This window comes from Streptomyces sp. NPDC050610 (genome assembly GCF_040654875.1).
Taxonomy (GTDB): Bacteria; Actinomycetota; Actinomycetes; order Streptomycetales; family Streptomycetaceae; genus Streptomyces.
Genome location: NZ_JBFAIV010000004.1, coordinates 333,946 through 358,258, shown reverse-complemented (window position 1 = coordinate 358,258; position 24,313 = coordinate 333,946). Strand labels below are relative to the sequence as shown.

Sequence of the window (24,313 nt, the reverse complement as noted above, 5' to 3'; positions counted from 1 at the left end):
CGATCGTTGCGCAGGGGGCGGCCCAATGGGGAAACGTTGCTCCTCACGTCATCAATCAGCACATTGCGGCACCGCCCGCAGCCACGTCCGGTCGTCCGTGAGATAGGCGTCCACCCGCAGCCCGGCCTCGGCCAGGACGGCTTCGACGGCCGCTTCGTCCAGGTCGTGCGAGGTGTGCGTCTGGCTCCACCGGCGCCCGTCGAAGTCGTACTCCATGCGTACGGACGTCCGGCCCGGTCCGAGCGGCTCGACGGCGGCCACCGTGATCCGCAGCGGGCCGCGCAGCAGCTCGCGGGGCACGTTCGCGGGGTCGTGCCAGCCCTCGCCCTCGCGCTGGATCAGCACGCAGCCGTCGTCCTTCACATGGCGGCGGCAGGTGCGCAGCAGGTCGGCGCGGAGCGCGGGTCCGGCGGTGTTGACGAGGTAGGAGGCGAGCAGCACCGCGTCGAAGCGCTCGCCGAGGTCGAGCCCCTCGATGGTGGAGCGCACGGTGCGCGCGCCGCGGATCTCGGCCAGCATCTCGGGCGATTCGTCGACCGCGACCACCTCGAAGCCGAGCTCCAGCAGGGCGTGCGTCACCCGGCCCGCGCCCGCGCCCAGTTCGAGGACGGTCCTGGCCCCGGCCCGTACGGCGCCGGCGACGATGTGCTGCTCGCCGTCGGGCCCCATCCGGGCGTACATCTCGACGGCGCAGCCGTCCGGGGTGATCGTGCCCGGTCCCGCTCCCGCGCTTCCCGCGCGCGTCTCTTCGCTCATGTCACTCATGCGGACCAGCACAGCACGGGGCCCGGGGGCCGGAAAGGGATTCGGGAGGAGGCGAATCACCGGTGGGGCAGGCGGCTTATACGGCTACGGGCCCGGCCGCCGCGTGGGTCGCGGCGGCCGGGCCCGTAGAGCGCCGGTCGTGCTCAGCTCCAGCTGGCGTGCAGCGGCTTGCCCTCGGCGTAGCCCGCGGCGCTCTGGACGCCGACGACGGCCCGCTCCTGGAACTCGGCCAGAGAGTCCGCTCCCGCGTACGTGCACGAGCTGCGCACGCCCGCGATGATCGAGTCGATCAGGTCCTCGACGCCGGGCCGGGCCGCGTCCAGGAACATCCGCGAGGTGGAGATGCCCTCCTCGAAGAGGCTCTTGCGGGCCCGGTCGTACGCGGACTCCTCGCTGGTGCGGTTGCGCACGGCGCGCGCGGAGGCCATGCCGAAGCTCTCCTTGTACAGCCGGCCGTCGGCGGCCTGCTGGAGGTCGCCCGGCGACTCGTACGTACCGGCGAACCACGATCCGATCATGACGTTCGACGCGCCCGCGGCCAGCGCCATGGCGACGTCGCGCGGGTGCCGGACGCCGCCGTCCGCCCAGACGTGCTTGCCGTACTTGCGCGCCTCCGTGGCGCACTCCAGCACGGCGGAGAACTGCGGGCGGCCCACGCCCGTCATCATCCGGGTGGTGCACATGGCGCCGGGGCCCACGCCCACCTTGATGATGTCCGCGCCCGCCTCGATGAGGTCGCGCACGCCCTCGGCGGCGACGATGTTGCCCGCGACGATCGGCACCTGCGGGTCGAGCGCCCGCACCGCCCTGACCGCGCTGATCATCGAGTCCTGGTGGCCGTGCGCGGTGTCCACCACGATGGTGTCCGCACCGGCCGCCAGCAGCGCCTTGGCCTTGCCCGCCACGTCGCCGTTGATGCCGACGGCGGCGGCGACGCGCAGCTTGCCGTCGGCGTCGAGGGCCGGGGTGTAGAGCGTCGCGCGCAGCGCGCCCTTGCGGGTGAGGATGCCGGCGAGCCGGCCCTCCGCATCGACGGCGGGGGCGAGCTTGCGGTGCCCGGCGTCGAGCCGGTTGAACGCCTCGCGCGGGTCTATGTCCGCGTCGAGGAGCAGCAGCTCCCTGGACATGACCTCGGAGACCTGGGTGAAGCGGTCCACGCCGGTCAGGTCGGTCTCGGTGACCACGCCGACCGGCTTGTGGTCGCCGTCCACGACGACGCCCGCGCCGTGCGCCCGCTTCGAGAGCAGGGCCAGTGCGTCGGCGACGGTCTGGGACGGCGCGAGCACGATCGGGGTGTCCAGCACGTGGTGGCGCGTCTTGACCCAGCCGATGACCTCGGTGACGACGTCGATCGGGATGTCCTGCGGGATCACCACGAGCCCGCCGCGGCGGGCGACGGTCTCGGCCATCCGGCGGCCCGCGATGGCGGTCATATTGGCGACCACGAGCGGAATGGTCGTGCCGGTCCCGTCCGGCGCGGACAGGTCCACGCCCTGCCGGGAACCGACCGCGGAGTGCCGCGGCACCATGAACACGTCGTCGTACGTCAGGTCGTACGGCACGGAAGAACTGCTCTCCACGGCGCCGGTCCGCGGGTTGAGGAATCGCATACCACCAGGGTACTTGCCCCTTTCCCGCTCAATACGATCGTCCGATTGAGCGCCGCTCCGGTTGTAGGAACACCTGACGATCCGGTGGCCCCGCCGACGCTTTATGGGCCCGATCGACTGGAGAACACGCCGAAACTCCCCGCCCACGTGTCCTACGGCATCCGGCGGGGGTTATGGCCACTGCCATGGCCATAACGACGGTGGAGGAATGCATGACCTCTCAAGAGCCCGGCGCGGCCGGGGGGAGAACGGCGGCCGGAGACGGCACGGCAGCCGACCGCGGAACGGCCCCGGCCGGCGGTGCGACAGAGACCGGGCAGCCCACGAGAGCCGGCGGCGGCGCGCGTGACGGCGCGCGGCGGGCCCGTACGGACTGGCGCCGCCTCGCCCTGGCCGCGCCGCTGGCGCTGGCGCTCGCGGCGGGCAGCGTCTGGGCGACGACCGCCTCGGCGGTCCCGGTCACCTTCGCCGTGTCGGGCAGCACCTTCCAGGTCGCCGCCGACCACCTGGCCGGCAAGGACGCCGTGCAGTTCGCCTCCTTCTCCTCGGACGCCGCGGGCAAGCGCCGCCCCGTGGCGGTGGCGGGCATCGGCAGCGCGCGCATCTCCCACCTGTGCCAGTCGTCGGTCGCGCACACCCCGTTCGGCAGCGTGACGCTGACCATCCGGTCGGGCGGGGACCGCCCCGTCGAGGCCGAGAACCTGGTCATCGACCTCAAGCGGCTGGACGGCGACCTGCGGTTCGGCCGGGTGCAGATGGGGCGGGACGCCGGGACGCTGGACGCCGTCGAGGGGGTGCGCGGCGCGCGCGGCGCCTACGGGCAGCAGGCCCGCACGCTGGACATCGACCGGATGCGGCTGCGCGCGTGGTCGCTCACCGCGGGCACCTTCGGCCTCAAGGACGCCAGCATGTCGATCAGTCCGGGTGATCATTCGTGCCTGTGAGCGCCTCGCCCCCAGCCTCCCCCCGCGTCCCTTCCCGCGCTGGGGAAGGTATCGCGCGCCGCCGTCCCCGGCTGCGCGAACGCCCGCTCACCGCCGCCGCGCTGATGGCGGCGGCCGGCGCGGAACTGGCCTACTTCCCGCTGCGCCGCCCCGAACTGCTCGGCCTCCAGGGGATCGGCGGGACCTCCGCCGTGCTCATCGCCTGCGCCCTCGTCGGGTGCGCCGTCCTCCTACTGCTGCGGCCCCGGCTGGCGCCGGCCTGCGGCGCGGCGGCCATCGTGCTGGGGCTGGTCTCCTGCCCGATGGCCAACCTCGGGGGCTTCCTCGTCGGCATGGTGCTCGCCGTGCTGGGCGGGGCGTTCGCGACGGCCTGGCGGTCCGCGCCTGTGGCGGAGGCCGCGTGTGTGGCTGCGTCCGAGTCCGAGGTCCCGCCTGTGGCCGTGACTGCGTCCGAGGCCGTTCCCGCGCCCGTGTGCTCGCCCGAGGCCGTGCCCGTTTCCGAATCCGCGCCGGAATCCGAGCCCGAATCCGCGTCCAAGGCCGTGCCCGACGAGCCCGCGACGGCGCGGTGACGGGCGCGGCGACGCGCTGGACGGCCCTCGCGGTCCTGGTCCAGACCTCACTGGCGACGGCGGCGCCCGCCTGGCCGGCCGCTCCCCCGCCGAGCGCACGCGCCCCGGCCCGCGCCCTGGCCCGCACGCCGGCCCCCGAGCCGGAAGCGCGCGCCGCCCCCGTCCCGGCGACTGCGCACCGCCCCGTCCCGGACGGCGAGCGCTGCCGGCGCGCCGCGCTCCCCCGCACGGCGGCGCCCGAGCAGGCCCGCGAGGCCGCGTCCGCGCTGGCCGACTGCCTGACCGGAGGTCGCCGCCCGGCCGTGCCCGCGCACGGCGGGGCGGTCTCGCTCACCGCCCGGACCATGACGGTGACCGGCCTGCTGTGCCCGCTCCTGCCCCTCGCCCACGGCGTGTGCCGGGCCGAATCCGTCGTCCTCGACGACCCCCTGGTGTCCTACGGCGGCGGCCGTGAACTGTGCACGTCGGCACGGCGGTTGACGGTCCGCGGCACGGTGCGGCTGCGCGCCGAGTGGCTCACCGGTCGCGTCTTCGGGCTGCTCCCCGTGGGCTTCTCCACCCGCGTCCTGCCGCCGGTGCCCGTGCCGTACGTACAGCTCACCGACGTCCGCGCCCTCGGCGTCGCCCTGAGCGCCGACGACATCCGCGGCGACCGCGTGACCATGGGCACCGGCCGCGAGTGCGGCTGACGGGGGCCGGGACAGGCGTCAGGGGCTCAGCGGCAGCGGAACGTCCGTCAGGCGCACGACCGCCCGTCCGGGGCGGCCCGGCGCGCACTGCAACCCGGGGATGATGACCGCGGCAGCGGCGGCGGTACGGAGCGGGACCTCGCGGTCGTGCGGCCAGGCCGCCCCCGGGCTCACCGGCCCGTCGGCCGACCGCCGGGGCTCGGGCATGGCCCGGTGCTCCGGGGGCCGCGGCCGCCCGGACTCGGCGGCGAGGCGCGCGGTGGCCTGGACGGCGGGGGCCAGACGCCGCAGGTGCAGCGCGTAGCCCTGCGCCGAGGGGTGCAGGCCGTCGGCGCACAGCAGCCCGTCGCCGAGGTCGAGGTGGTGGTCGAAGAGCGAGACCGACTGGGCCCCGCAGCGCAGCGCGGCATGGGTCTGGGCGCGGGCGAGGCGGCGGCTGCGGCGGGCCGTGAGCGACCGGGCCCAGCGCCGCACGGCGGGCTGCTGACGTACGTACGGGCAGGTCGCGATCGTCACGGACCACCCCGCGTCGGTGAGCCGCCGCAGCTCGGCCTCCAGGTGGCGCGCAGCCGTCCGGGTCCGTACGGGCGCCAGTACGTCACTGGTGCCGATGGCGACGACGGCGACGCCGGGGTGGGCGAGCATCATCCGGTCCACCTGGCGGCTCAAGGAGCCGCTGAGCGCCCCGAAGCGGGCCAGCACCCGGAGTTCGACGCGGCGGGCGGCGGCCTTCGACAGGGCGGTGGCCAGGACCGATCCGACCGTCTCGGACCGGCGCTCGACGCCGATGGAGAGCGCGGCCGAGTCTCCCAGCAGGACGAGCCGCAGCGGCTCCCCCGGGTCGTCGCCGTACGTGCCGGAGCAGGCGACCTCGGACTGCCGGCCGGGTTCCTCGCCGCGCGCGAGCACCGCCGCCGTCCAGAGCCTCGACAGCGCCTTCCTGACGGGGCGCCGGCGGGCGGACCGGGTAGTCATGTGATCTCCAAGAACGTTAGTGGATTCATCATCGGTCCGAATTCATGATGAGAGGTGCCATGGATCAAGAACTACCCGCAATCGTCAATCCATGAGGCCGAACCACACACCGTCATGTGTTGAAAGTGTTGAAAGCCCGGCGCGACGGAATATGGCTCGGCGCACGGTCCAATGCGCCCTTTCACGGCCGGTCACAGCTGTGAGATGAATGTGGAGAGCTGCCCGCCGCCACGGCCGGACCACGCGTGCGCATCGCCTCCGGCCCGCCGCCCGGCAGCCGGCCCGTAATGATGATTTGCGGCTTTCCGGAGGCATGATGGCCGAACGACGGTGCCCCAATGAGCGATTGCGCGCGCTGCTGCGCGAGGCTGGATGGACCCATGAGGCATTCGCCCGGGCGGTCAATTCGGTCGGCTCGGAGATCGGACTGAGCCTCGCGTACGACCGCAGCTCCGTATCGCACTGGCTGGCGGGCACCCGGCCGAACGCCCCCGTGCCGCAGCTGATCGTCGAGGCGCTCACGCGCAGGACGGGACGGGCGATGACGGCGGGCGCCGCGGGGTTCGAGGAGACGTCTCCCCAGCCTCCCCCGTCGCCCCAGGACCCCCTGAACCCCCAGGAACCGCCGGCCGTCCGGCGGGCCGGGGCCGCCGAGACCGTCAACGCCCTGGCCGTGCTGAGCCGGCAGGACACGGACCCCGTGACGAGGGCGCCGCTGCTGCTGCGCCCGTTCCGGGCGGCCGTGTCGCACGTGCCGGTCTGGGCCGAGCCGCAGGAGGCCCCGGCGGAACCGCTGTCCGCCGAGCGCATGCGCGTCGGGAGCAGCGAAGTCGCCGTGTTGCGCGGCGCGGTGCGCTTCTTCGCCTCCTCCATGGACGCGCACGGCGGCGCGCACGCCCGGGTGGCGCTGGCCGCCTGCATCGCGGACACGGCGGTGCCCTGGCTGCGCGCGCCCGGACCGCAGGACGTGCGCGACACGCTGCGCACCGAGACCGCCCGGCTGGCGTTCGTACTGGCCCGGATGCACGCCGACATGTCGGGGCACGGCCTGGCCCAGCGGTATCTGCGGCTCTCCATGGAGCTGGCCAACCAGACCCGGGACCGGGTCACTTGGGCCGTGGCGCTGCGCGCGATAGGCGCTCAGTCCCTGGCCCTGGGGCACCGCCGGACCGCGCTGCACTGCGTGGAGGCGGCGGTCGACGCGCTGCCCGCGCACGCCTCGCACGCGGTACGGGCGTTCGCCCTGGCGCAATTGGCGCTGACCCGCGCGGCGGTCGGCGAGCGGCACGCGGCGCTGACCGCGCTGGCGGCCGCCGAACGGTCCGGGGAGCGCTCCTGGGACCACTCCGGCGACCGGCCGCCGGAGGACGGGGGCCCCTTCGCGCACTACCCGCCCGCCGCGTTGGCGTTCCAGACCGCGGAGACGCTGCACCGCCTGGGGCAGTTCGCGGCGGCGTCCCGCGCGCTGGAGCAGTCGCTGCGCCACCGCGCCGCCGCGGACCGCCGGGGCCGTGCGCTGACCCTGGCCAGGCAGGCCGAAATCCTGCTGGAAATGGGGCAGTTGGAGGAGGCGTGCGCCACCTGGCGGGAGTTCCTGCGCGCCGGCGACGGGCTGCGTTCCCACACGGTGGGCAGCGCGGTCCAGTCGATGCGCGCCGGCCTCACGCCCTACCGCGGCCACCCGGCCCTCCACGGCCTGCACCCTGGAGCCCCGCACGCCGCCGCCCGGTGACGCGGGTTGGTACGCGCCAAGGCCCGTATGCCTGGAGCGCGTACGTATGGAGCGCGTACAGCCGAAGTGCGTGACGCCGAGGCTCGTGCCCCCAAGGGGCGTACGCCCGGTGCGCATACGGCGGGGGTTGCGCGCGCCCGGAGCAGAGCCCCCGTACGGCCGGGGTCAGGGCGTACGAGGCCCGTGCGCCCAAGGCTCGTACGCCCGCGGCGTCACGCGCCGTCCGGGTCCGCCCGGTCCAGCGCGGGGCGCGGGCCGGGGCCGGTCTCCAGCAGCAGGTAGTCGGCGGCGGCGGTGTCCGTGACCAGGCTGGTCACCAGCCCGGAGCGGAGGACGGCCCCGATGGCGGCGGCCTTGCGCGAGCCGCCGGCGATGGCGACGACCTCCGGTATGCGCCGCAGCCGGTCGGCCTCGACGGTGATGCAGCGCTCCCCCAGGTCCCGGCCGACGCGGCGCCCGTCCGCGTCGAAGAGGTGCGCGGACATCTCCGCGGCGACGCCGAAGGAGGCGTAGCGCGCCCGCTCCTCGGGGGAGAGCATGTCGTACACGGTGGAGATGCCGGGTTCCCAGGAGCCGATGGAGACGGCGGCGACCGTGACCTTGTCGAAGTACTCGAAGGCGCGGGCGATGCCGGTCTGGTCGCGCAGCGCGGCGGCGGTGGCCGAGTCGGGCAGCAGCATCGGCGCGTAGATGGGGTGGGCCTCGCCGCCGGAGACCTGGGCGGCCCGCCGTACGGCCTCGACGGAGCCGCGCTCGGCGGTGCCCGCGTCGTACACGCCGGTGAGCTGGACGACGGTGCACGGCGGCAGGCGGTGCAGGGCCGCGGCCATGTGGATGGTGGAGCGGCCCCAGGCGAGGCCGAGCACATCGCCCTCGGCGACGAGCTCGCCCAGCAGGTCGGCCGCCACCTCGCCGAGGTTCTCCGGGTCGGGCGCGTCGTCGCTGGCGTCGGCCGGGGACTCCACGACCACGGCGTGGCGCAGGCCGTAGCGGGCCCGGAGTGCGTCGGAGCGCTCCGCGTCGAGCTCCGCGGGCACCCTGATCTCGATCCGCACGAGGTCGTGTTCGAGCGCTGTCTCCAGGACGCGCGCGACCTTGAAGCGGCTGACGCCGAACTCCTCGGCGATCTGGATCTTGGACTTGCCCTCTAGGTAGAAGCGGCGGGCCATGGCCGCCGCTTGAACCAGCTCGGCGGGTCCCATCCGCGTGGCTGAACGGCCCGTCGACACCGCGGTCTCCTCACTTAGTTCAAAAATTGATCGAGGTTCGGATTCAAGCTACGAGTCCGAGCTATGAGTTCGAGCTCTGTGTACGTGTAATGGGTCCGCCGCGCGGACACCACCGTCATCCTGTCAGATGCCACGGACCCCGCTCAGGCCCTGACCTCCGAGTTCACTTCCCCGTGGCTCAGTGGTCGCACGACCAGCCCGCCTCGCCGGTGCTCTCCGCGGCCATCGACCGCAGGGAGCGTACGGCCTCCGCCGGGTCCTCCGCGCCGTAGACGGCCGAGCCCGCGACGAAGACGTCGGCGCCGGCCTCGGCGCACCGCTCGATGGTGGTCGCCGACACCCCGCCGTCGACCTGGAGCCACAGCTCCAGCCCGTGCTTGGCGATCAGCTGCCGGGTCCGGCGGATCTTGGGCAGCATGATGTCGAGGAACGCCTGGCCGCCGAAGCCGGGCTCGACCGTCATGATCAGCATCATGTCCAGCTCGGGCAGCAGGTCCTCGTACGGCTCGATGGGCGTGGCGGGCTTGAGCGCCATGGACGCCCGCGCCCCCTTGGCCCGGATCTCGCGGGCGAGCCGTACGGGCGCGGCGGCGGCCTCCGCGTGGAAGGTGACGGAACCGGCCCCGGCCTCGACGTACGCGGGCGCCCAGCGGTCCGGCTCCTCGATCATCAGGTGGCAGTCCAGCGGGGTGTCCGCGGCGCGGCTCAGCGACTCGACGACCGGCACGCCGAGCGTGAGGTTGGGGACGAAGTGGTTGTCCATCACGTCCACGTGGAGCCAGTCGGCGCCGCCGGGGCCCCCTACGCGACGCGCCTCGTCGGCGAGTCGGGAGAAGTCCGCGGACAGGATGCTGGGGTTGATCTGCACGGCCATGCCCCAAGCCTGCCATGCCCGCGGCGCACCCCCGACTCCGGAGGCAGGCATTCCGCGACCGAGCCGCACATAACGCCCCCGGATTCGGCGCTCGGGCCCACGGACCGGACGCCCGTCCTCACACGTCGGCCGACGCCCGCAGAGAGGCGATGATCCCACCGAGCGACTCCTGCTCCGCGGCGGGCAGCCGCCGCCCCGCGTGGAGCATGCCGAGCGCGGTCAGCAGCCGCACCCGGTCGTCGTCCGTCCCGAGGTCGCCCACGAAGGCGGGCAGGACCAGGGCCAGTGGGACGAGATCCGCACGGGCGCACAGCCCGGTCAGCAGTTCCCGCAGCCGCTCGTCGCGCCCGTCCGCGCCGCCGCCCGTGGCCCGCAGCCCCTCGGCGACCGCGTACCGGCCCCAGTCCCCGTACGGCCCCGGCGGCGCGTCCGCCAGCCGCCGGGCGGCCTGGCGGAAATGCTCGCGTGCGCTGTCCCGGTCGCCGAGCTCCTGATGCGCGCGGGCCATGTTCAGGTGCAGCGACGGAAAGAAGCCGCGCACCCGCTCGTCGGCCACCAGCTCCGCCCGGCGCAGGCACTCCGCGTTCCAGTCCAGCGTCGCCCGCGCCGTTAGCTGATGCCGCGCCACGTAGTGGGCCGCGACGCACGCCTCGTAGTCGTCGGCGGCCGTCTCCCAGGCGCGTACGAACAGCCGTCGCGCGGCCGCGTCGTCGCCGCGGGTCTCGGCCTCCATGCCCTGAACGCAGAGCCGCACGACGGGATTGTCAGGATTCATCATGGCCTCCGTCCCCTCCCGACGTCCCCTCCCGGGGCGCCGTGGACCGGCATGACCAAGGTCGTGAAACTGCCCTGGTCCGCGGAGCGGACGACGACCGGTTCGGCGGCGGAGGCGATCTCCAGCAGGACGTCGGGGCCGACGCTCGCCTCCAGGGCCGGCAGCAGCACGGCGGGGTCGAAGGCGAGGTCCTGCGGCGGCCCCGTGCACACGGCGCGCAGGGCCGCCGGCGGTGAGCCGCCCTGTTCGAGATCGCTCTGGCCGAAGTCGCCCTGACCGAAGTCACCCTGCCCCAAGTCGCTCTGCCCGAAGTCGCCCTGACCGAGGGCGATTTCCCGCTCCTGGACCCGGACGCGCACCACGCCCTCGCCGTGCCGCCCGTCGAGGGCCGCCCGCAGCGCACTCCGGTCGGTGATCACTCTGGTCCGTACGGGCGCGAGCGCGTCGAGCATCGTGCGGTACGAGGGGAACGCGCCGTCGGCCCCCGGCAGGCAGCGCCGCGGCCCGTCGTCGGCGCGCAGCGCTACCCGCCCGCCGTCGACTTCGATACGGACGTCCGTACCGCTCAGCGCCCAGGCGCCGATCTCCGCCAGCTGGTCGGCGCCGACCAGCGCCCGGCCGGGCCCGCCCGCCGTCGAGCGCCCCGGCAGGACGCGGACGGCGAGGCGGTAGCGGTCGGTGGCCACCAGCCGCACCTCCTGGCCGTCGAGTTCGATCAGTACGTTGCCGAGCACCGGGAACTCCTCGCGGGCCGCGCCGCGCGCGACGGCCGGCGCGACCTGCCGCAGCGCGCTCGCCAGTTCGGGCCCGCCGACGACGGCTGCCGCGCGCCCGCCGCCGCCCGGCAGCGCGTGCAGGATCTCCTCGACGGCAGCCCGCGTGGCCTCGGCCAGGTCCCGGGTGCGCAGCAGATGGCCGTGCAGCACCCGGCGGGCCTCCTCGGGCTCCCCGTCGAGCACCGCCGTCACCTCCGCCAGCGGCAGCCCGGCCGCACGCAGCCTGCGCAGCGCGACGGCGCGCGGCCGCTGGGCACGTGCGTAGTGGCGGTACCCGCTGGCCTCGTCCACCCGGGCGGGCCGCAGCACGTCGCAGTCGTCGTAGAACCGCAGCGCGCTGGGGGCCAGCCCCACGCTCCGGGCGAAGGTGCCGATGCTCAGCAGCGGCGGGGTGTCGCGGTTGTCGTCCGTGTCGCCCATGTGGTCCACGTCGTCCATGTCGTCCATGGACGCGATGGTGGGCGTTCAACCGACTCGAAGGTCAACTCGGCGGACGCGCCCCCGCGAGAGGAACCCTCGTTCAGTCCGTACGCCGCAGCAGGGCCAGGTACATCGCGTCCGTACCGTGCAAGTGCGGCCACAGCTGTACGTCCGGGCCGTCCCCGAGCGCCGGGACGCCCGGCATCAGGGGGCGCGCGTCGATCAGCTCGGCGCCGGGGGCCGGTCCGCCGCGCCCCTTGAGGACGTCGTCGACGACGGCGCGGGTCTCGGCGAGATGCGGCGAGCAGGTCGCGTAGCCGACGACGCCGCCGACGCGCACCGAGCGCAGGGCCTCGCGCAACAGCCCGCGCTGGAGCGGGGCGAAGCCCTCCAGGTCCTCGGGCCGGCGCCGCCAGCGGGCTTCGGGGCGGCGGCGCAGCGCGCCGAGGCCGGTGCACGGCACGTCGACCAGGACGCGGTCGAAGACGCCCTCGCGCCAGGGCGGACGGGTGCCGTCCGCCGCGATCACCTGGTACGGGCCGGGGTTGCCGGCCAGCGCCCGGCCGACGAGGCGGGCGCGGTGCGGCTGCTTCTCGGAGGCGAGCAGCGCCGCGCCGCGCTCGGCGGCGAGCGCGGCGAGCAGGGCGGCCTTGCCGCCGGGGCCCGCGCAGCCGTCGAGCCACCGCTGGTCGGGGCCGTCCAGCGGGACGTTGGCCAGGGCGACCGCGACCAGTTGGCTGCCTTCGTCCTGCACGCCGGCCCGGCCATCGCGGACCGAGTCGAGCGCGCCGGGCTCGCCGCCCTCGGCGAGCCGCACGGCATACGGGGACCAGCGGCCGGGCAGTCCGGAGTCCTCGCCCACCTCGGCCATCAGCTCGTCGACGGTGGCGCGGCCCGGGCGGGCGACGAGCGTCACCTCGGGCCGTTCGTTGTCGGCTTCGAGGAGGTCCTCGATGCCGGCCCGGCCGCCGCCGAGGGCGTCCCACAGCGCGGAGACGACCCAGCGCGGGTGGGAGTGGACGACCGCCAAGTGGTCCTCGGCGTCCGCGTCGTAGGGCGGCGCGACCTTCTCCAGCCAGCCGTCGAGGTCATCGGCCGCGATCTTGCGGAGCACCGCGTTGACGAACTTCGCGCGCCCGTCGCCGAGGACGACGCGGGCCAGTTCCACGGTGGCGGAGACCGCCGCGTGGCTGGGGATGCGGGTCCCGAGCAGCTGGTGCGCGCCCAGTCCCAGCACGTCGAGGACGGGCGGATCCACCTCGCGCAGCGGCCGGTCCACGCAGGCCGCGATGATCGCGTCGTACGTGCCCTGGCGGCGCAGCGTCCCGTACACCAGCTCGGTGGCCAGCGCCGCGTCCCGCGCGTCGAACGCCGTGCCGTCCTTGCCCGCTGCGGCCTTGTCGCGGGCCTTGCGCAGCATCGGCGGCAGCACCAGGTTCGCGTAGGCGTCCCGCTCGTCCACGGCGCGCAGCACCTCGAAGGCGAGGATCCGCACGGGGTCCTTCTTGGGGCGGCGGTGGGGTTTCGCGGGCCTGGCGGGCCGGCGGCGGGGGGCCTGATCGTTCACGAAAGGTGCTCCGGAGCTGGGATGACGATGGGCTCAAGGCTACGCCCCGGGTCCTACGCGGCGCCGAGCCGCTCGCCTTCGGCGATCCGGACGCCCCGCGCCCAGTCGGCGGCCTTCATCGGCTTCTTGCCCTGGGGCTGGACCCACAGCAGCTCGACGGCGTGCGAGCCGGTGCCGGCGTACACGGCGTTCTTGGCGACGGAGAGTTCGCCGGGCGCCAGGTCGCCGCGGTCCGGGCACAGGGCCACGGACATCAACTTGAGCCGCTCGCCGCGGAAGAGGGTCCACGCGCCGGGGGCGGGGGCGCATCCGCGCACCACCCGGTCGACGCGGAGCGCGGGCGCGGTCCAGTCGGCCTCGGCGTCCTCGACGTTGATCTTCGGCGCGAGGGTGACGCCCTCGGCGGGCTGGGGCACCGCTTCGAGGGTGTTGTCCTCGATGCCGTCCATGGTGGCCACGAGCAGCCCGGCCCCGGCGAAGGCCAGCCGGGTCAGCAGGTCGCCGCTGGTGTCGGTGGGGCGGACCTCCTCGGTGAGCACCCCGAACACCGGCCCGGAGTCGAGCCCCTGCTCGATCAGGAACGTCGACGCGCCCGTCACCTCGTCCCCGGCCAGTACGGCGTGCTGCACGGGGGCGGCGCCGCGCCACGCGGGCAGCAGTGAGAAGTGCAGATTGACCCAGCCGCGGGCGGGCACCTCCAGCGCGGCCTTGGGCAGGAGCGCGCCGTAGGCGACGACGGGGCAGCAGTCGGGGGCGATCTCCCGTAGCCGGGCGAGGAAGTCCTCGTCGCGCGGCTTGACGGGCTTGAGCACCTCGATGCCCTCTTCCTCGGCGCGCTGGGCGACGGGGCTGGCGACCAGTCGGCGGCCGCGCCCGGCGGGGGCGTCGGGCCGGGTGACGACGGCGACGACCTCGTGCCGGTCCGACGCGAGCAGCGCGTCGAGGGCGGGCACTGCGACCTCGGGGGTACCGGCGAAGACGAGCCTCATGGGTGGCGATCTACCTCTCAACGCGCCGAGCGGAACGGCGGACCAGTCTAGGCCCTGGGGGTGGGGGCCGCGGCCGTACGGGCGGCAGGGCCGTGGGGGCTCGGGGCCGACGGCATGGCCGTACGGTCCCGGGGACGCGACCGTACGGGCAGGGTCAAGGCCGTACGGCGGGGCTGCGGGATCGATCCGCGACCGTAGGGGGCGTACGCGTCAATTCGCGCCCCGCCGCGCAGGCCGTACGCCCCCTCACCGTGACCCACAAGGCACGTCTCGCGTTGAGGTCAAGAGAGATTGACCGGAACGGGCCACGGCACGGTCCGGCCCTCGTTCGCTTCCGATGGCCAGCCGACTCACTGCCCTGATGTCCGCGTTCCACCTTCCCTATCGCACCTTCCCTATTCAGCATTCCACGCCGGTTCGAGAGGCTTGTTCATGGCCGACCACGCAACCCACGACGCCCAGGCACGGGCCAGCCTGCATCTGCTGGTGCGGGATATCGAGCGGGTCCGCCGACAGGTGGACGCACTGCGCACCCTCACCGCCCAGCTCGGAAACGTCTACCGCCCGCGGCGCACCGGCCCGTCCGCGGGCTTCGTCGTGTACGGGCGGGCGCCCGCACCGACCGTACGGCTCGCGCAGGAGCTGCGCGACAGCATCGAGACACTCGTCACCGCGGCGGTGGACTTCGACCGCTCGCTGGGCTTCTCGTGGGACGCGGTGGGTTCGGCGCTCGGCGTCACCAAGCAGGCGGTGCACCGGCGTTACGGCACCCGCCGGGCCGGCGCGCAGAACACGGCCGGCGGCGGCGAGCCGGCCCGTACGACGGATGCGGCCGGACTGCCGGCCGTATCCGTCGGCCCCCAGCTCCCCGCCGTACCCGCCGCCCGCGCCATGCCGGGGCAGCCGGCTCCGGCGCTGCGGGATTCGGGGCTGAGGGACTCGGGCCTGCGGGATTCGGGCCTGCGGGAGCCCGGTCTGCGCGACGGGGCGCTGCGGGACTCGGCACTGCGGGACGAGCCGCGGCCGAGCGCCTTCCCCGGCCCCCGCAACGGCTGAACTCACACTCACTCCGCTCCCCGTCAACTCCCCACCCCCTGCCAGTCCTTCAACTGCCCCGAGGCCCGGCCCGCGCCGGACCGCGGGGCAGCGCCGCTTCAACCGCTCCCCCGTCGCCGACCGACTCACTGCCCGACCCACCGCCCCACCGGCTCACTCTCCGACGGCCCGTCAGCCGATGTCCGGCGGATCGATCCTGATACGCACCGGGGCCCCCTCGCGGCGCGCCAGCCGGGCCGCCTGCGCCGTCTTCAGCGCGGCGGCCAGCGCGGCCCCGTTGCCGGGACGCACCCGCAGCAGCGCCCGTTCCCACCGCTCCCCCGGGGGCGGGTCGCCCGTACGGCGCGGCCGTCCGGCCTCGGTCACGGGCAGCTCGACCGGGCCCAGCACCTCGGCGTCGCCGGGGAGTTCGGCCACCTCGATCAGGTCTGCCACGGCCTCCGGCGGGCCGGCCACCGCGGCCATCCGCGAGACGGGCGGGAACCCCAGCTCGGCGCGGTCCGCGAGCTCCCGCACCGCGTGCCCGGCCGGGTCCCAGCGCACCAGCGCCTGTACGGGCCGCAGGGTGGGCTCGGCGACGACGACCACCGTGCCGCCCGCCTCCTGCCCCCGCACCAGGGCCGCCGCACCCAGCCAGCGGCGCAGCGCCTCCTCGCCCGCGCGCAGGTCGGGGCGGGTGAGGAGCGCCCAGCCGTCGAGGAGCAGGGCTGCCGCGTACCCCGCTTCGGCGACGGGCTCCGCGCCCGGCGTCGAGACGATGAGGGCGGGCCCGTCTGGCACGGTGTCCAGGATGTGGTCGCGCCCGGAGGTCCGTACGGGCACGGCGGGGAACGCCCTGCCCAGCTCCTCGGCGGTGCGCCGGGCCCCGACGATCTGGGCCCGCAGCCGGAAGCCGCCGCACTCGCCGCAGTGCCAGTCGCGGGTCTCGCGCCCGCACCATCCGCAGTGCAGTTCGCCGTCGCCGCCACGCGCCTCCAAAGGGCCCGCGCAGTGCCGGCACCGCGCGGGCTCGCGGCACCGCTCGCAGGCCAGCCGCGGTACGTACCCCCGGCGCGGCACCTGTACGAGCACCGGTCCGCTCTTGAGGCCCTCCCGCACCGCCTGCCAGGCCAGGGTGGGCAGCCGCGCGGCGCGCGCCGCCTCGTCGCGCGCCTGGTCGCCGTCGCCGACCGTACGGATCATGGGGGCGGCGGCGCGCACCTGGGCGCGGTCGGCGGCCAGCGGCAGCGCCCAGCCGGTCTCCACGAGCTGGGCGGCCTCGACCGTGCAGCCGTGGCCGCCGAGCAGGAAGGCCGCCTTCTCGTGCGCGGCGCGCAGCAGCAGCACCTCGCGCGCGTGCGGCTGCGGTGCGTGCTGCTCACTGTGGCTGGCGTCACCGTCGTCCCAGATCGCGACGAGGCCGAGGTCCCGTACGGGCGCGAACATCGCGGCGCGGGTGCCGACCACCGCCCGTACGCTGCCGCGGCTGACGGCGAGCCAGCGGCGGTAGCGCACCTCGGGCCCGGCGTCCGCGGTGAGCAGCGTGTGCCGGCCGTCGCCGAGCAGCGCGGTCAGCGCGGCGTCCACGCGGGCGGCGGTGCGCCCGTCCGGCACGACGATCAGCGCGCCGCGGCCGGCGGCGAGGGCCGCGACGGCGGCACGGGCCAGCTCCTGGGGCCAGTGCGGGCCGGGCAGCGCGGTCCATACGGCGCGCGGGCGCTCGCCCCGGCGGACGGCGTCGAGGTAGGCGGGGCCGGTCGGATACCGGGACCAGCTGCCGGGCTCGGGCGGGGCGGGCGGAGGCAGCGGTTCGGACAGGGGCTCGGCCTCGGGGCGGGCGCGGCGGGGCGGTACGGCGAGCTGGACGACGTCGGCGAGCGTGCCCGCGTAGCGGTCGGCGACGGCGCGGCACAGCGCCAGCAGCTCGGGACCGAGCACCGGCTCCGGGGAGAGGACCTGGGCGATGGGGGCGAGCGGACCGCGGTAGTCGCTCTCCGCCCGGCGCTCGACGATGAAGCCGTTGTGCAGCTCGCCGCCCTCGCGGCGCCCCTTGGCGACGCGGGCCCCGAACCGCACCCGCACCCGGGCGCCGGGCCGCGCCTCGGCGTCCATGGCCTCGGGCACGGCGTAGTCGAAGAACTGGTCGAGGTGGATGAGCCCCTTGTCCACCAGGACCCGGGCGACGGGCCGGTCCGCGGCGAGCTCGGCGCCCCGCCAGGTACGCGGCTTGGCCCGCGGCTTCTTCGCCTCGCGCACGGTCTCCCGAATGAGCGCGAGCTGCTCTCCCCCGGCGGGATCACCCGCCGGGGCCGCGTCCGCCTGCGCCGGCTCCCGCTCCGGCCGCCCGTTCTCGCTGCTCACAGCTCCAGTCTTAGCAGACACCACCGACACTCCCCGCCCCGCGAACGGCGGCCGGGTACGGCCCGGGGCGTATCGACACCCAGGGGTCCTTCCTGTTGCGTTCCCACCGGGAAACCCCCGGGGAAGCCCCACACGGCAATCTGAACAGGAAACGGGAAACGTCCCCATTCGCCTTGTTCCGCCGAGCGGCCTGCCGCACGCTACTCGCGGCGAACGCCAGCTGCCCGGCGCACGGAGTACGGGGGTCGAAATGCCGGAGCAGCCCTACGAGTTCGGACGCGAACTGCGCAGACGACGGCTGGCCGCAAGGTGGTCGCCCTCGACGCCGCGAAACCGTCGTCGTCGATGCTCGGCACGTCCCATCTGCCCGACGCATCTCGATGTTCACCGGTTGTTGCCTGCACGGACTCCGCCGCCCGTGCCGCGCCGCCGAAGCCCTCGATTGGGAGACGGCCCGGCTTCCAGCCGACGCGCTGCGCACGCGGTCGCCGAGGACAGCGACCGCGCAACGGGTCGGTACAGATATGGCCCCGGAATCATCCAGCGCTGTGACCCATACGCCTCTCCGAGAGGACGCACATCATGCACGAGGTCTTCATCAACTTCCGCGTCATGGGCGCCAAGGCAACCGCCCATGAATTCAAGCGGGTGCTGGAAGAGCGATTCGGGGACGGCAGCGTATTCCTCGCCGGGGGCTCCATCGAGTTGGGCTCCAACTATGTCGAGATCCTTGACAGCAAGGTACGGCGCAGCAGCGTTCTGCTGGTGCTCATCGGCCCGGACTGGCTCGACGCCCCCGACCCGAAACGAAAGGGGCGCAGGGCGCTGAACAATCCCGTGGACTGGGTTCGCCGCGAGTTGGAGGAGGCATTCGAGTGCGGGGTACTGGTCGTACCGGTCCTGCTCGAACGGAAGACGGAGCAGCTCGATGTCCGACGGCTGCCGAGGACGCTGGCCAGGCTGGCGGAGTGCCAGTTCGAGCGGTTCTCCCAGCGTACGTCCGCCACCGACCTCGCCCGGCTGGGAGACCGGCTGGTCCGACGGGTCCCGGAGCTGGCCGCGCTGGACAAGCGTCCCGACACGCGTAAGAAGAAGGCGGATACGGCCAATGGGCCGTCAGTGAGCAACACCGGGCAGCGGGGCGGGATCGGCAATTTCCAGGGAGAACTTGGGGCGTACATACAGAATTCGAGCGGTCCGCTCAACACAGGCCCTGGCCTTCAGATCAACAACTTCTATTTCCAACTGACTTCGCGCATCCAGGGCAGGGCGCTCACCAACGACGAGCGCATCGAGCCGATCCTCTGTTTCACCGAACAGCGCCTGCGTACCGACCACCCCGAGGACATATTGCCGTTGGCCGAGCAGTGGGCTCAGCACATCGGTGACGTGGGCCGACTCACGCTCGGCGCGACCCAGCTCACCTCCGCCGCCAACAACGAGGACATCCCCGAGCCCTTCCAGCGGCTGGTGCCCGGGGCGCGTCCCGAGCCGGAACCGGCGCCGCGGTTCGCCGGGGCATGGCCGGGTCCGTTCGGGCAGCCGCCTCCAGCGGACGGCCTCTTCGCCGGTGACGACCCGTCGGGCGACACGGGGTTGTCCGACCTGCTGAACAAGCTGATGGACCAGGCCGGCATGGCCGAGGACGCTGCCGATCGCGCGCTGTTCGCCCGCCGGATCGCGAATGACCTCGATGCCGCGAACGCGCCGGACGCCGCCGACGAGATCCGCCGCCGCTTCGACGCCCCGACGCCCCCACCGGGCTCCGACAAGCCTGATTCCGACGAACCGGGCTTCGGCGCATCAGGTTTCGACGAACCGGGCCCCGACGCGCCGGATGCCAACAGGCCTGGCGCCGACGCCCCCGGCCCCGACGGCGAACCTGGCCCCGACCACGGCCCCGGTCCCAGCGGCCCCAGCAGCCCCACGCCCCATGCCCCGTACACAGATCCAGACACCCCCCAGCCCCCCACCGGCTGAATCAAGGCGTAGGTTCGCACCGACCTCGGGGCGAGCGGGGTCCGATCCGTGATCCCCGTGCTGGCATGCCCTCGTCATTCCTCGCCTGCCGTCCCCGCGCCGCGGGGACCAGGACGACCGGAAGGAAGAGCCCATGCTCCGTACCCTGGGTGTTGGTGCCGTCGCGGCGTCGTTGCTCCTCATCGGATCGACCGCTCCCTCCTCGGCGGCGCGGGGCGGCGACGACGTGCCGCCGCCCGACGGCAAGATCACGATCACCGTCGCCGCGGTCAACGGGTCCGGCTGCCGCCCCGGCAGCGCCGCCGTGGCGGTCGCCCCGGACAACACCGCGTTCACCGTGACGTACAGCGAGTACCTCGCCCAGGCGGGCAAGGACAGCAAACCCACCGACTCCCGCAAGAACTGCCAGATCGCGCTGAACGTGCACGTGCCGCAGGGCTTCACGTACGCCATCGCCCGCGCCGACTACCGCGGTTACGCCTCGCTCGCGGCCAAGGCCACCGGGCTGGAGCAGGCCGGGTACTACTTCCAGGGGTCCCAGCAGACCGCGCGCCTGAGCCACCGGTTCACCGGCCCGTACGACGCCAACTGGCAGACCTCGGACGAGACCGAGCTCGACGCGCGCGTCTACGCGCCCTGTGGCGAACAGCGCTACTTCAACATCAACACCGAGCTGCGGGTCGACGGCAAGAACGCGGACCCCAAGCTCACCAGCTACATGGCGATGGACTCCACCGACGGCAGCATCAACACGCTGTACCACTTCGCGTGGAAGAAGTGCCCCAAGCGGTAACCCCCGCCCCCAGCGCCTCGCGCGTAGCGCTTCTCGCAGTCCGCGCGCAGCACTTCGCCCCGCCGATCGGACGTGAACGATCGGCGGGGCGAAGCGGCCAGGCTCCGGCGCGAGGAGGGTTACAGCCCCGCGGCCCGGCGCAGTGCGTCCACGCGGTCCGTGCGCTCCCACGTGAAGTCCGGGAGCTCGCGTCCGAAGTGCCCGTACGCGGCGGTCTGCGCGTAGATCGGGCGCAGCAGGTCGAGGTCGCGGATGATCGCGGCGGGGCGGAGGTCGAAGACGTCCGAGATGGCCGTCTCGATCTTCTCCACGTCCACGGTCGCGGTGCCGAAGGTCTCCACGAACAGGCCGACCGGCTCGGCCTTGCCGATCGCGTACGCGACCTGGACCTCGCAGCGCGAGGCGAGGCCGGCGGCGACGACGTTCTTGGCGACCCAGCGCATGGCGTACGCGGCCGAGCGGTCGACCTTGGACGGGTCCTTGCCGGAGAAGGCGCCGCCGCCGTGGCGGGACATGCCGCCGTAGGTGTCGATGATGATCTTCCGGCCGGTGAGGCCGGCGTCGCCCATCGGGCCGCCGATCTCGAAGCGTCCGGTCGGGTTCACCAGCAGCTTGTAGTTCTCGGTTTCGAGCTTGATGCCGTCCTGCAGCAGCTCGCCCAGGACGTGCTCGACCACGAACTCCCGGATGTCCGGTGCCAGCAGCGAGTCCAGGTCGATGTCCGAGGCGTGCTGGGAGGAGACGACGACGGTGTCGAGGCGGACGGCCTTGTTGCCGTCGTACTCGATGGTCACCTGGGTCTTGCCGTCGGGGCGCAGGTACGGGATGGTCCCGTTCTTGCGGACCTCCGAGAGGCGGCGCGAGAGCCGGTGCGCCAGGTTGATGGGCAGCGGCATCAGCTCGGGCGTCTCGTCGCAGGCGTAGCCGAACATCAGGCCCTGGTCGCCCGCGCCCTGCTGGTCGAGCGCGTCGCCCTCGTCGCCCTCGTCGACGCCCCCGACTCGTTTCTCATAGGCGTCGTCGACGCCCTGCGCGATGTCCGGGGACTGGGCCCCGATGGATACGGACACGCCGCAGGAGGCTCCGTCGAAGCCCTTCTTGGACGAGTCGTAGCCGATGTCGAGGATCTTGTTGCGCACGAGCGTGGCGATCGGCGCGTATGCCTTCGTCGTCACCTCACCGGCCACGTGTACCTGGCCGGTGGTGATCAACGTCTCAACGGCGACCCGCGAGGACGGGTCCTCCTTGAGGAGAGCGTCGAGGATCGTGTCGCTGATCTGGTCAGCGATCTTGTCGGGGTGACCCTCGGTCACGGACTCCGAGGTGAACAGGCGGCGGGACACATCGCTCCCTGGGGTTGCAGCGGCTGCTGGCTGATCATTGACGGACCGGTCGGGGGCTGCGCCCGACGCCGGTCCGGAGCCAGTTTATCCGGCCTTCTCCTGAGCTGGGCATCGCGTCTCGGTCTATGGGAACGTCGTGACCTGCGACACCCTCGAACGGCGCTCGATCCGCTCAGGCCAGACGGGGTGCGACCAGGCTCCAGACCGTGTCGGCCAGCGCCTCCTTGGGCCCATACGGCACGGAAGTCTCGGTTCCGTCGGCGGCGAGCACGACGGCCTCGTTCTGCTCGGAGCCAAAAGTGCGACGTTCTCCGACTTCGTTGACAACGAGCAGGTCACAGCCCTTTCGGGCGAGTTTCGCGCGGCCGTTGTCGAGTACGTCGTCGGTTTCGGCGGCGAATCCGACGATGATCTGTCCCGGACGCGCCCGGGACGCGGAGATCTCCGCCAAAATGTCAGGATTGCGGGTGAGATCGATAGGGGCGGGATCCTGGCCGTCCTTCTTTTTAATCTTCCCCTGGGCGTACTGAACTGGCCGGAAATCGGCTACCGCCGCGGCCATCACTACTGCATCAGCATCCACAGCGGCCTCCAGCACCGCCTCCCGCAGCTCCACGGCCGTGCCGACCCGCACCACATCGGCCCCGGCCGGGTCCGGCAGCCCGGAGTTGGCCGCGATGAGCGTCACCCGGGCGCCGCGCGCCACGGCCGTACGGGCGAGGGCGTAGCCCTGCTTGCCGGAGGAGCGGTTGCCGAGGAAGCGCACCGGGTCCAGCGGCTCGCGGGTGCCGCCGGCGGAGACGACCACATGGCGGCCCGCGAGGTCGGCGCGCGCGGCCTCCGGGCCGCGGGCCAGGACGCCGCGGCAGACCTCGAAGATCTCCGCGGGGTCGGGGAGGCGGCCCTTGCCGGTGTCGACGCCGGTGAGCCGGCCCACGGCGGGCTCGATGACGAGGGCGCCGCGCCGCCGCAGGGTGGCGACGTTCTCCTGGGTGGCCGGGTGCTCCCACATCTCGGTGTGCATGGCGGGCGCGAAGACGACCGGGCAGCGGGCGGTGAGGAGGGTGTTGGTCAGCAGGTCGTCGGCGAGGCCATGGGCGGCCTTGGCGAGCAGGTCGGCGGTGGCGGGGGCGACGACCACGAGGTCGGCGCCCTGCCCGATCCGTACGTGCGGCACCTCGTGCACCGAGTCCCACACCTCGGTGGAGACGGGGCTGCCGGACAGCCCCGACCAGGTGGCCTCGCCGACGAAGTGCAGCGCCGAGGCGGTCGGCACGACCCGTACCGCGTGGCCCGATTCGGTGAGGCGGCGCAGCAGTTCGCACGCCTTGTAGGCGGCGATGCCGCCGCCCACCCCCAGGACGACCTTGGGCTTGTCCTGCTTCTCCATGGCTCTTGCTTCTCCCCGCGCTTCTCGGTACCGCCTGCCGCGTGCAGGCCCCGCAGGTACCCATGACACACCACGGGCCCGGCAGTCGCGCTGCCGGGCCCGTGGATGGGACGTTCGTGCTGAGAGCTCTACTGCGCCGGGGCCTCGATGGCCTCCGAGGTCAGCAGGCCCGCGTTGATCTCGCGGAGCGCGATCGACAGCGGCTTCTCGTGGACGTGGGTGTCCACCAGCGGGCCGACGTACTCCAGCAGGCCCTCGCCGAGCTGCGAGTAGTACGCGTTGATCTGGCGCGCGCGCTTGGCGGCGTAGATCACGAGGCTGTACTTCGAGTCGGTTGCCTCAAGCAGCTCATCAATCGGCGGGTTGATGATGCCCTCGGGCGCGGTCATAGAAGAGGACACGCTCTGCCTTCCGCTGCGTCGTACTGCGGGGGTCGTCCCCCAGAGTTGTCGGGGATCACTCCCCGGAGTCATTCAGCATCAAGGCTAGCAGCTCACGGGCTACGTCCTCGACGGAGGTGTTGACAAGGGTGGTGTCGAACTCGGCCTCGGCGGCCAGCTCCACCTTGGCGGCCGCCAGCCGGCGCTCGATGACCTCGGGCGCCTCCGTGCCCCGGCCGGTGAGCCGGCGCACCAGCTCGTCCCAGCTCGGCGGGGCGAGGAAGGTCAGCCGGGCCTCGGGCATCGACTCGCGGACGAGCCGGGCGCCCTGGAGGTCGATCTCCAGGAGGACGGGCTCGCCCGCCTCCAGCCGTTCCAGGACCGCCCGCCGGGGCGTGCCGTAGCGGTTGCCCGCGAATTCGGCCCACTCCAGCAGTTCGCCGTTGGCGATGAGCTTGTCGAACTCCTCGTCGTCCACGAAGAAGTACTGCACCCCGTCCCGCTCACCCGGCCGCGGCTTGCGGGTGGTGGCGGAGACCGAGAGCCATACCTCGGGGTGGACCTTGCGCATATGCGCGACGACCGTGCTCTTGCCGACCCCGGAGGGGCCGGAGAGCACGGTCAGCCGCGGACGTCTGGCCGGAGGGACGGGGGCCGTCCCCCGGGAGACTGGTGTACTCATGCAGCGATTATCCCGGTTCCCAGGAGTGCCTGGGAACGTCAGGCCGCCTTGCCGCCGAACTCACGCTCCAACGCGGCGATCTGGTTGGAGCCGAGACCGCGGACGCGGCGGCTTTCGGAAATGCCGAGTCGCTCCATGATCTGCTTGGCGCGGACCTTGCCCACGCCGGGGAGCGACTCAAGCAGGGCTGAGACCTTCATCTTGCCGATGACGTCGTTCTTCTGTCCCTGCTCGATGACGTCATGCAGCGAGGCGCCGGAGTGCTTGAGTCGATTCTTGACCTCGGCGCGCTCCCGGCGAGCCGCGGCGGCCTTTTCTAGCGCGGCTGCGCGCTGTTCAGGGGTAAGGGGCGGAAGAGCCACGCCTACGTCACCTCGGATGTCGAACTGTCGGATACGGACCGGTGAGGAACCTAGTCGCCCCACACCTACG

At 73.5% G+C, this 24,313-nt stretch carries 22 protein-coding genes; 7 read left to right on the top strand and 15 right to left on the bottom strand.

Translation table 11 applies throughout. The annotated features are described in order from the left end of the window. Positions 1 to 51 precede the first annotated feature (51 nt). Both AB0I22_RS07780 and AB0I22_RS07775 read right to left on the bottom strand, forming a co-directional pair. Entirely contained in the window at positions 52 to 756 is a 705-nt protein-coding gene (locus tag AB0I22_RS07780) for a methyltransferase (RefSeq protein ID WP_363129794.1), read from the bottom strand. 152 nt (positions 757 to 908) lie between these two features. Continuing rightward, on the bottom strand, positions 909 to 2,375 hold the full coding sequence (locus tag AB0I22_RS07775; RefSeq protein ID WP_363129751.1) for a GuaB1 family IMP dehydrogenase-related protein: 1,467 nt from the start codon (positions 2,373 to 2,375) through the stop codon (positions 909 to 911). Between the two features lie 212 nt (positions 2,376 to 2,587). Between AB0I22_RS07775 and AB0I22_RS07770 the strand changes: the two genes are divergently transcribed. Genes AB0I22_RS07770 through AB0I22_RS07760 form a run of 3 tightly spaced genes read left to right on the top strand, consistent with a single transcriptional unit; the run spans position 2,588 to position 4,580 of the window. After that, positions 2,588 to 3,319 carry a DUF6230 family protein gene (locus AB0I22_RS07770; RefSeq protein ID WP_363129750.1) on the top strand — a complete coding sequence of 244 codons (732 nt, stop codon included), beginning with the start codon at positions 2,588 to 2,590 and terminating at the stop codon, positions 3,317 to 3,319. Then, entirely contained in the window at positions 3,316 to 3,891 is a 576-nt protein-coding gene (locus AB0I22_RS07765; RefSeq protein ID WP_363129749.1) for a DUF6114 domain-containing protein, read from the top strand. The genes AB0I22_RS07770 and AB0I22_RS07765 overlap by 4 nt, the downstream gene beginning before the upstream one ends. Beyond that, positions 3,888 to 4,580 (top strand): hypothetical protein, encoded by a 693-nt coding sequence (locus AB0I22_RS07760; protein ID WP_363129748.1) that lies wholly within the window; start codon positions 3,888 to 3,890, stop codon positions 4,578 to 4,580. Before AB0I22_RS07765 ends, AB0I22_RS07760 begins: the two co-directional genes overlap by 4 nt. Positions 4,581 to 4,598: 18 nt before the next feature. Here AB0I22_RS07760 and AB0I22_RS07755 read toward each other — a convergent pair whose 3' ends face one another. Continuing rightward, positions 4,599 to 5,555: a GDSL-type esterase/lipase family protein gene (locus tag AB0I22_RS07755; RefSeq protein ID WP_363129747.1), complete on the bottom strand. Its 957-nt coding sequence runs from the start codon at positions 5,553 to 5,555 to the stop codon at positions 4,599 to 4,601. 316 nt (positions 5,556 to 5,871) lie between these two features. Here AB0I22_RS07755 and AB0I22_RS07750 point away from each other — a divergent pair, with 316 nt between their 5' ends. After that, positions 5,872 to 7,287, top strand: a complete 1,416-nt coding sequence (locus tag AB0I22_RS07750) for a helix-turn-helix transcriptional regulator (protein WP_363129746.1) — start codon at positions 5,872 to 5,874, stop codon at positions 7,285 to 7,287. Between the two features lie 212 nt (positions 7,288 to 7,499). Here AB0I22_RS07750 and AB0I22_RS07745 read toward each other — a convergent pair whose 3' ends face one another. From AB0I22_RS07745 to fmt, 6 genes are all read right to left on the bottom strand, one after another. Then, entirely contained in the window at positions 7,500 to 8,489 is a 990-nt protein-coding gene (locus AB0I22_RS07745) for a sugar-binding domain-containing protein (protein WP_363129793.1), read from the bottom strand. A gap of 205 nt (positions 8,490 to 8,694) precedes the next feature. After that, on the bottom strand, positions 8,695 to 9,390 hold the full coding sequence (gene rpe / locus AB0I22_RS07740) for a ribulose-phosphate 3-epimerase (RefSeq protein ID WP_363129745.1): 696 nt from the start codon (positions 9,388 to 9,390) through the stop codon (positions 8,695 to 8,697). A 118-nt stretch (positions 9,391 to 9,508) separates the two neighbouring features. Continuing rightward, on the bottom strand, positions 9,509 to 10,165 hold the full coding sequence (locus tag AB0I22_RS07735) for a hypothetical protein (RefSeq protein ID WP_363129744.1): 657 nt from the start codon (positions 10,163 to 10,165) through the stop codon (positions 9,509 to 9,511). After that, positions 10,165 to 11,388 carry a MerR family transcriptional regulator gene (locus AB0I22_RS07730; protein WP_363129743.1) on the bottom strand — a complete coding sequence of 408 codons (1,224 nt, stop codon included), beginning with the start codon at positions 11,386 to 11,388 and terminating at the stop codon, positions 10,165 to 10,167. The genes AB0I22_RS07735 and AB0I22_RS07730 overlap by 1 nt, the downstream gene beginning before the upstream one ends. Before the next feature lie 73 nt (positions 11,389 to 11,461). Beyond that, positions 11,462 to 12,928: a transcription antitermination factor NusB gene (locus AB0I22_RS07725; RefSeq protein WP_363129742.1), complete on the bottom strand. Its 1,467-nt coding sequence runs from the start codon at positions 12,926 to 12,928 to the stop codon at positions 11,462 to 11,464. A gap of 53 nt (positions 12,929 to 12,981) precedes the next feature. Further along, positions 12,982 to 13,917 carry a methionyl-tRNA formyltransferase gene (fmt, locus tag AB0I22_RS07720; RefSeq protein ID WP_363129741.1) on the bottom strand — a complete coding sequence of 312 codons (936 nt, stop codon included), beginning with the start codon at positions 13,915 to 13,917 and terminating at the stop codon, positions 12,982 to 12,984. Between the two features lie 432 nt (positions 13,918 to 14,349). On the opposite strand from fmt, the gene AB0I22_RS07715 reads away from it, so the two are divergent. Continuing rightward, a complete protein-coding gene (locus AB0I22_RS07715; protein ID WP_363129740.1) occupies positions 14,350 to 14,973 on the top strand; it encodes a hypothetical protein in 624 nt (207 codons plus the stop codon). A gap of 171 nt (positions 14,974 to 15,144) precedes the next feature. Here AB0I22_RS07715 and AB0I22_RS07710 read toward each other — a convergent pair whose 3' ends face one another. Then, a complete protein-coding gene (locus AB0I22_RS07710; protein WP_363129739.1) occupies positions 15,145 to 17,313 on the bottom strand; it encodes a primosomal protein N' in 2,169 nt (722 codons plus the stop codon). Between the two features lie 582 nt (positions 17,314 to 17,895). On the opposite strand from AB0I22_RS07710, the gene AB0I22_RS07705 reads away from it, so the two are divergent. Together AB0I22_RS07705 and AB0I22_RS07700 are read left to right on the top strand one after the other, a co-directional pair. After that, a complete protein-coding gene (locus AB0I22_RS07705) occupies positions 17,896 to 19,293 on the top strand; it encodes a hypothetical protein (RefSeq protein ID WP_363129738.1) in 1,398 nt (465 codons plus the stop codon). A gap of 133 nt (positions 19,294 to 19,426) precedes the next feature. Further along, a complete protein-coding gene (locus tag AB0I22_RS07700; protein WP_363129737.1) occupies positions 19,427 to 20,086 on the top strand; it encodes a DUF4360 domain-containing protein in 660 nt (219 codons plus the stop codon). 119 nt (positions 20,087 to 20,205) lie between these two features. Here the strand turns inward: AB0I22_RS07700 and metK are convergent, their stop codons facing one another. The 5 genes from metK to AB0I22_RS07675 all read right to left on the bottom strand — a co-directional run bounded on the left by metK (position 20,206) and on the right by AB0I22_RS07675 (position 24,243). Beyond that, positions 20,206 to 21,429 carry a methionine adenosyltransferase gene (metK, locus tag AB0I22_RS07695; RefSeq protein ID WP_363129736.1) on the bottom strand — a complete coding sequence of 408 codons (1,224 nt, stop codon included), beginning with the start codon at positions 21,427 to 21,429 and terminating at the stop codon, positions 20,206 to 20,208. Positions 21,430 to 21,601: 172 nt separating this feature from the next. Continuing rightward, positions 21,602 to 22,819 carry a bifunctional phosphopantothenoylcysteine decarboxylase/phosphopantothenate--cysteine ligase CoaBC gene (coaBC, locus tag AB0I22_RS07690; RefSeq protein ID WP_363129735.1) on the bottom strand — a complete coding sequence of 406 codons (1,218 nt, stop codon included), beginning with the start codon at positions 22,817 to 22,819 and terminating at the stop codon, positions 21,602 to 21,604. 128 nt (positions 22,820 to 22,947) lie between these two features. Beyond that, positions 22,948 to 23,220 carry a DNA-directed RNA polymerase subunit omega gene (rpoZ, locus tag AB0I22_RS07685; protein ID WP_030879741.1) on the bottom strand — a complete coding sequence of 91 codons (273 nt, stop codon included), beginning with the start codon at positions 23,218 to 23,220 and terminating at the stop codon, positions 22,948 to 22,950. A gap of 55 nt (positions 23,221 to 23,275) precedes the next feature. Beyond that, on the bottom strand, positions 23,276 to 23,881 hold the full coding sequence (gmk, locus tag AB0I22_RS07680; protein ID WP_363129734.1) for a guanylate kinase: 606 nt from the start codon (positions 23,879 to 23,881) through the stop codon (positions 23,276 to 23,278). A gap of 38 nt (positions 23,882 to 23,919) precedes the next feature. Beyond that, positions 23,920 to 24,243 (bottom strand): integration host factor, encoded by a 324-nt coding sequence (locus AB0I22_RS07675; protein WP_363129733.1) that lies wholly within the window; start codon positions 24,241 to 24,243, stop codon positions 23,920 to 23,922. Positions 24,244 to 24,313 lie beyond the last annotated feature (70 nt).

What these genes read in the sequence shown, in the direction of transcription:
- rpe (WP_363129745.1), bottom strand. Translation starts at nt 9,390, where the DNA reads ATGGCCGTGCAGATCAACCCCAGCATCCTGTCCGCGGACTTCTCCCGA.
- AB0I22_RS07775 (WP_363129751.1), bottom strand. Translation starts at nt 2,375, where the DNA reads ATGCGATTCCTCAACCCGCGGACCGGCGCCGTGGAGAGCAGTTCTTCC.
- AB0I22_RS07715 (WP_363129740.1), top strand. Translation starts at nt 14,350, where the DNA reads ATGGCCGACCACGCAACCCACGACGCCCAGGCACGGGCCAGCCTGCAT.
- AB0I22_RS07705 (WP_363129738.1), top strand. Translation starts at nt 17,896, where the DNA reads ATGCACGAGGTCTTCATCAACTTCCGCGTCATGGGCGCCAAGGCAACC.
- coaBC (WP_363129735.1), bottom strand. Translation starts at nt 22,819, where the DNA reads ATGGAGAAGCAGGACAAGCCCAAGGTCGTCCTGGGGGTGGGCGGCGGC.
- AB0I22_RS07730 (WP_363129743.1), bottom strand. Translation starts at nt 11,388, where the DNA reads ATGGACGACATGGACGACGTGGACCACATGGGCGACACGGACGACAAC.
- AB0I22_RS07700 (WP_363129737.1), top strand. Translation starts at nt 19,427, where the DNA reads ATGCTCCGTACCCTGGGTGTTGGTGCCGTCGCGGCGTCGTTGCTCCTC.
- AB0I22_RS07780 (WP_363129794.1), bottom strand. Translation starts at nt 756, where the DNA reads ATGAGCGAAGAGACGCGCGCGGGAAGCGCGGGAGCGGGACCGGGCACG.
- gmk (WP_363129734.1), bottom strand. Translation starts at nt 23,881, where the DNA reads ATGAGTACACCAGTCTCCCGGGGGACGGCCCCCGTCCCTCCGGCCAGA.
- fmt (WP_363129741.1), bottom strand. Translation starts at nt 13,917, where the DNA reads ATGAGGCTCGTCTTCGCCGGTACCCCCGAGGTCGCAGTGCCCGCCCTC.
- AB0I22_RS07745 (WP_363129793.1), bottom strand. Translation starts at nt 8,489, where the DNA reads ATGGGACCCGCCGAGCTGGTTCAAGCGGCGGCCATGGCCCGCCGCTTC.
- AB0I22_RS07735 (WP_363129744.1), bottom strand. Translation starts at nt 10,165, where the DNA reads ATGAATCCTGACAATCCCGTCGTGCGGCTCTGCGTTCAGGGCATGGAG.
- AB0I22_RS07770 (WP_363129750.1), top strand. Translation starts at nt 2,588, where the DNA reads ATGACCTCTCAAGAGCCCGGCGCGGCCGGGGGGAGAACGGCGGCCGGA.
- AB0I22_RS07755 (WP_363129747.1), bottom strand. Translation starts at nt 5,555, where the DNA reads ATGACTACCCGGTCCGCCCGCCGGCGCCCCGTCAGGAAGGCGCTGTCG.
- AB0I22_RS07750 (WP_363129746.1), top strand. Translation starts at nt 5,872, where the DNA reads ATGGCCGAACGACGGTGCCCCAATGAGCGATTGCGCGCGCTGCTGCGC.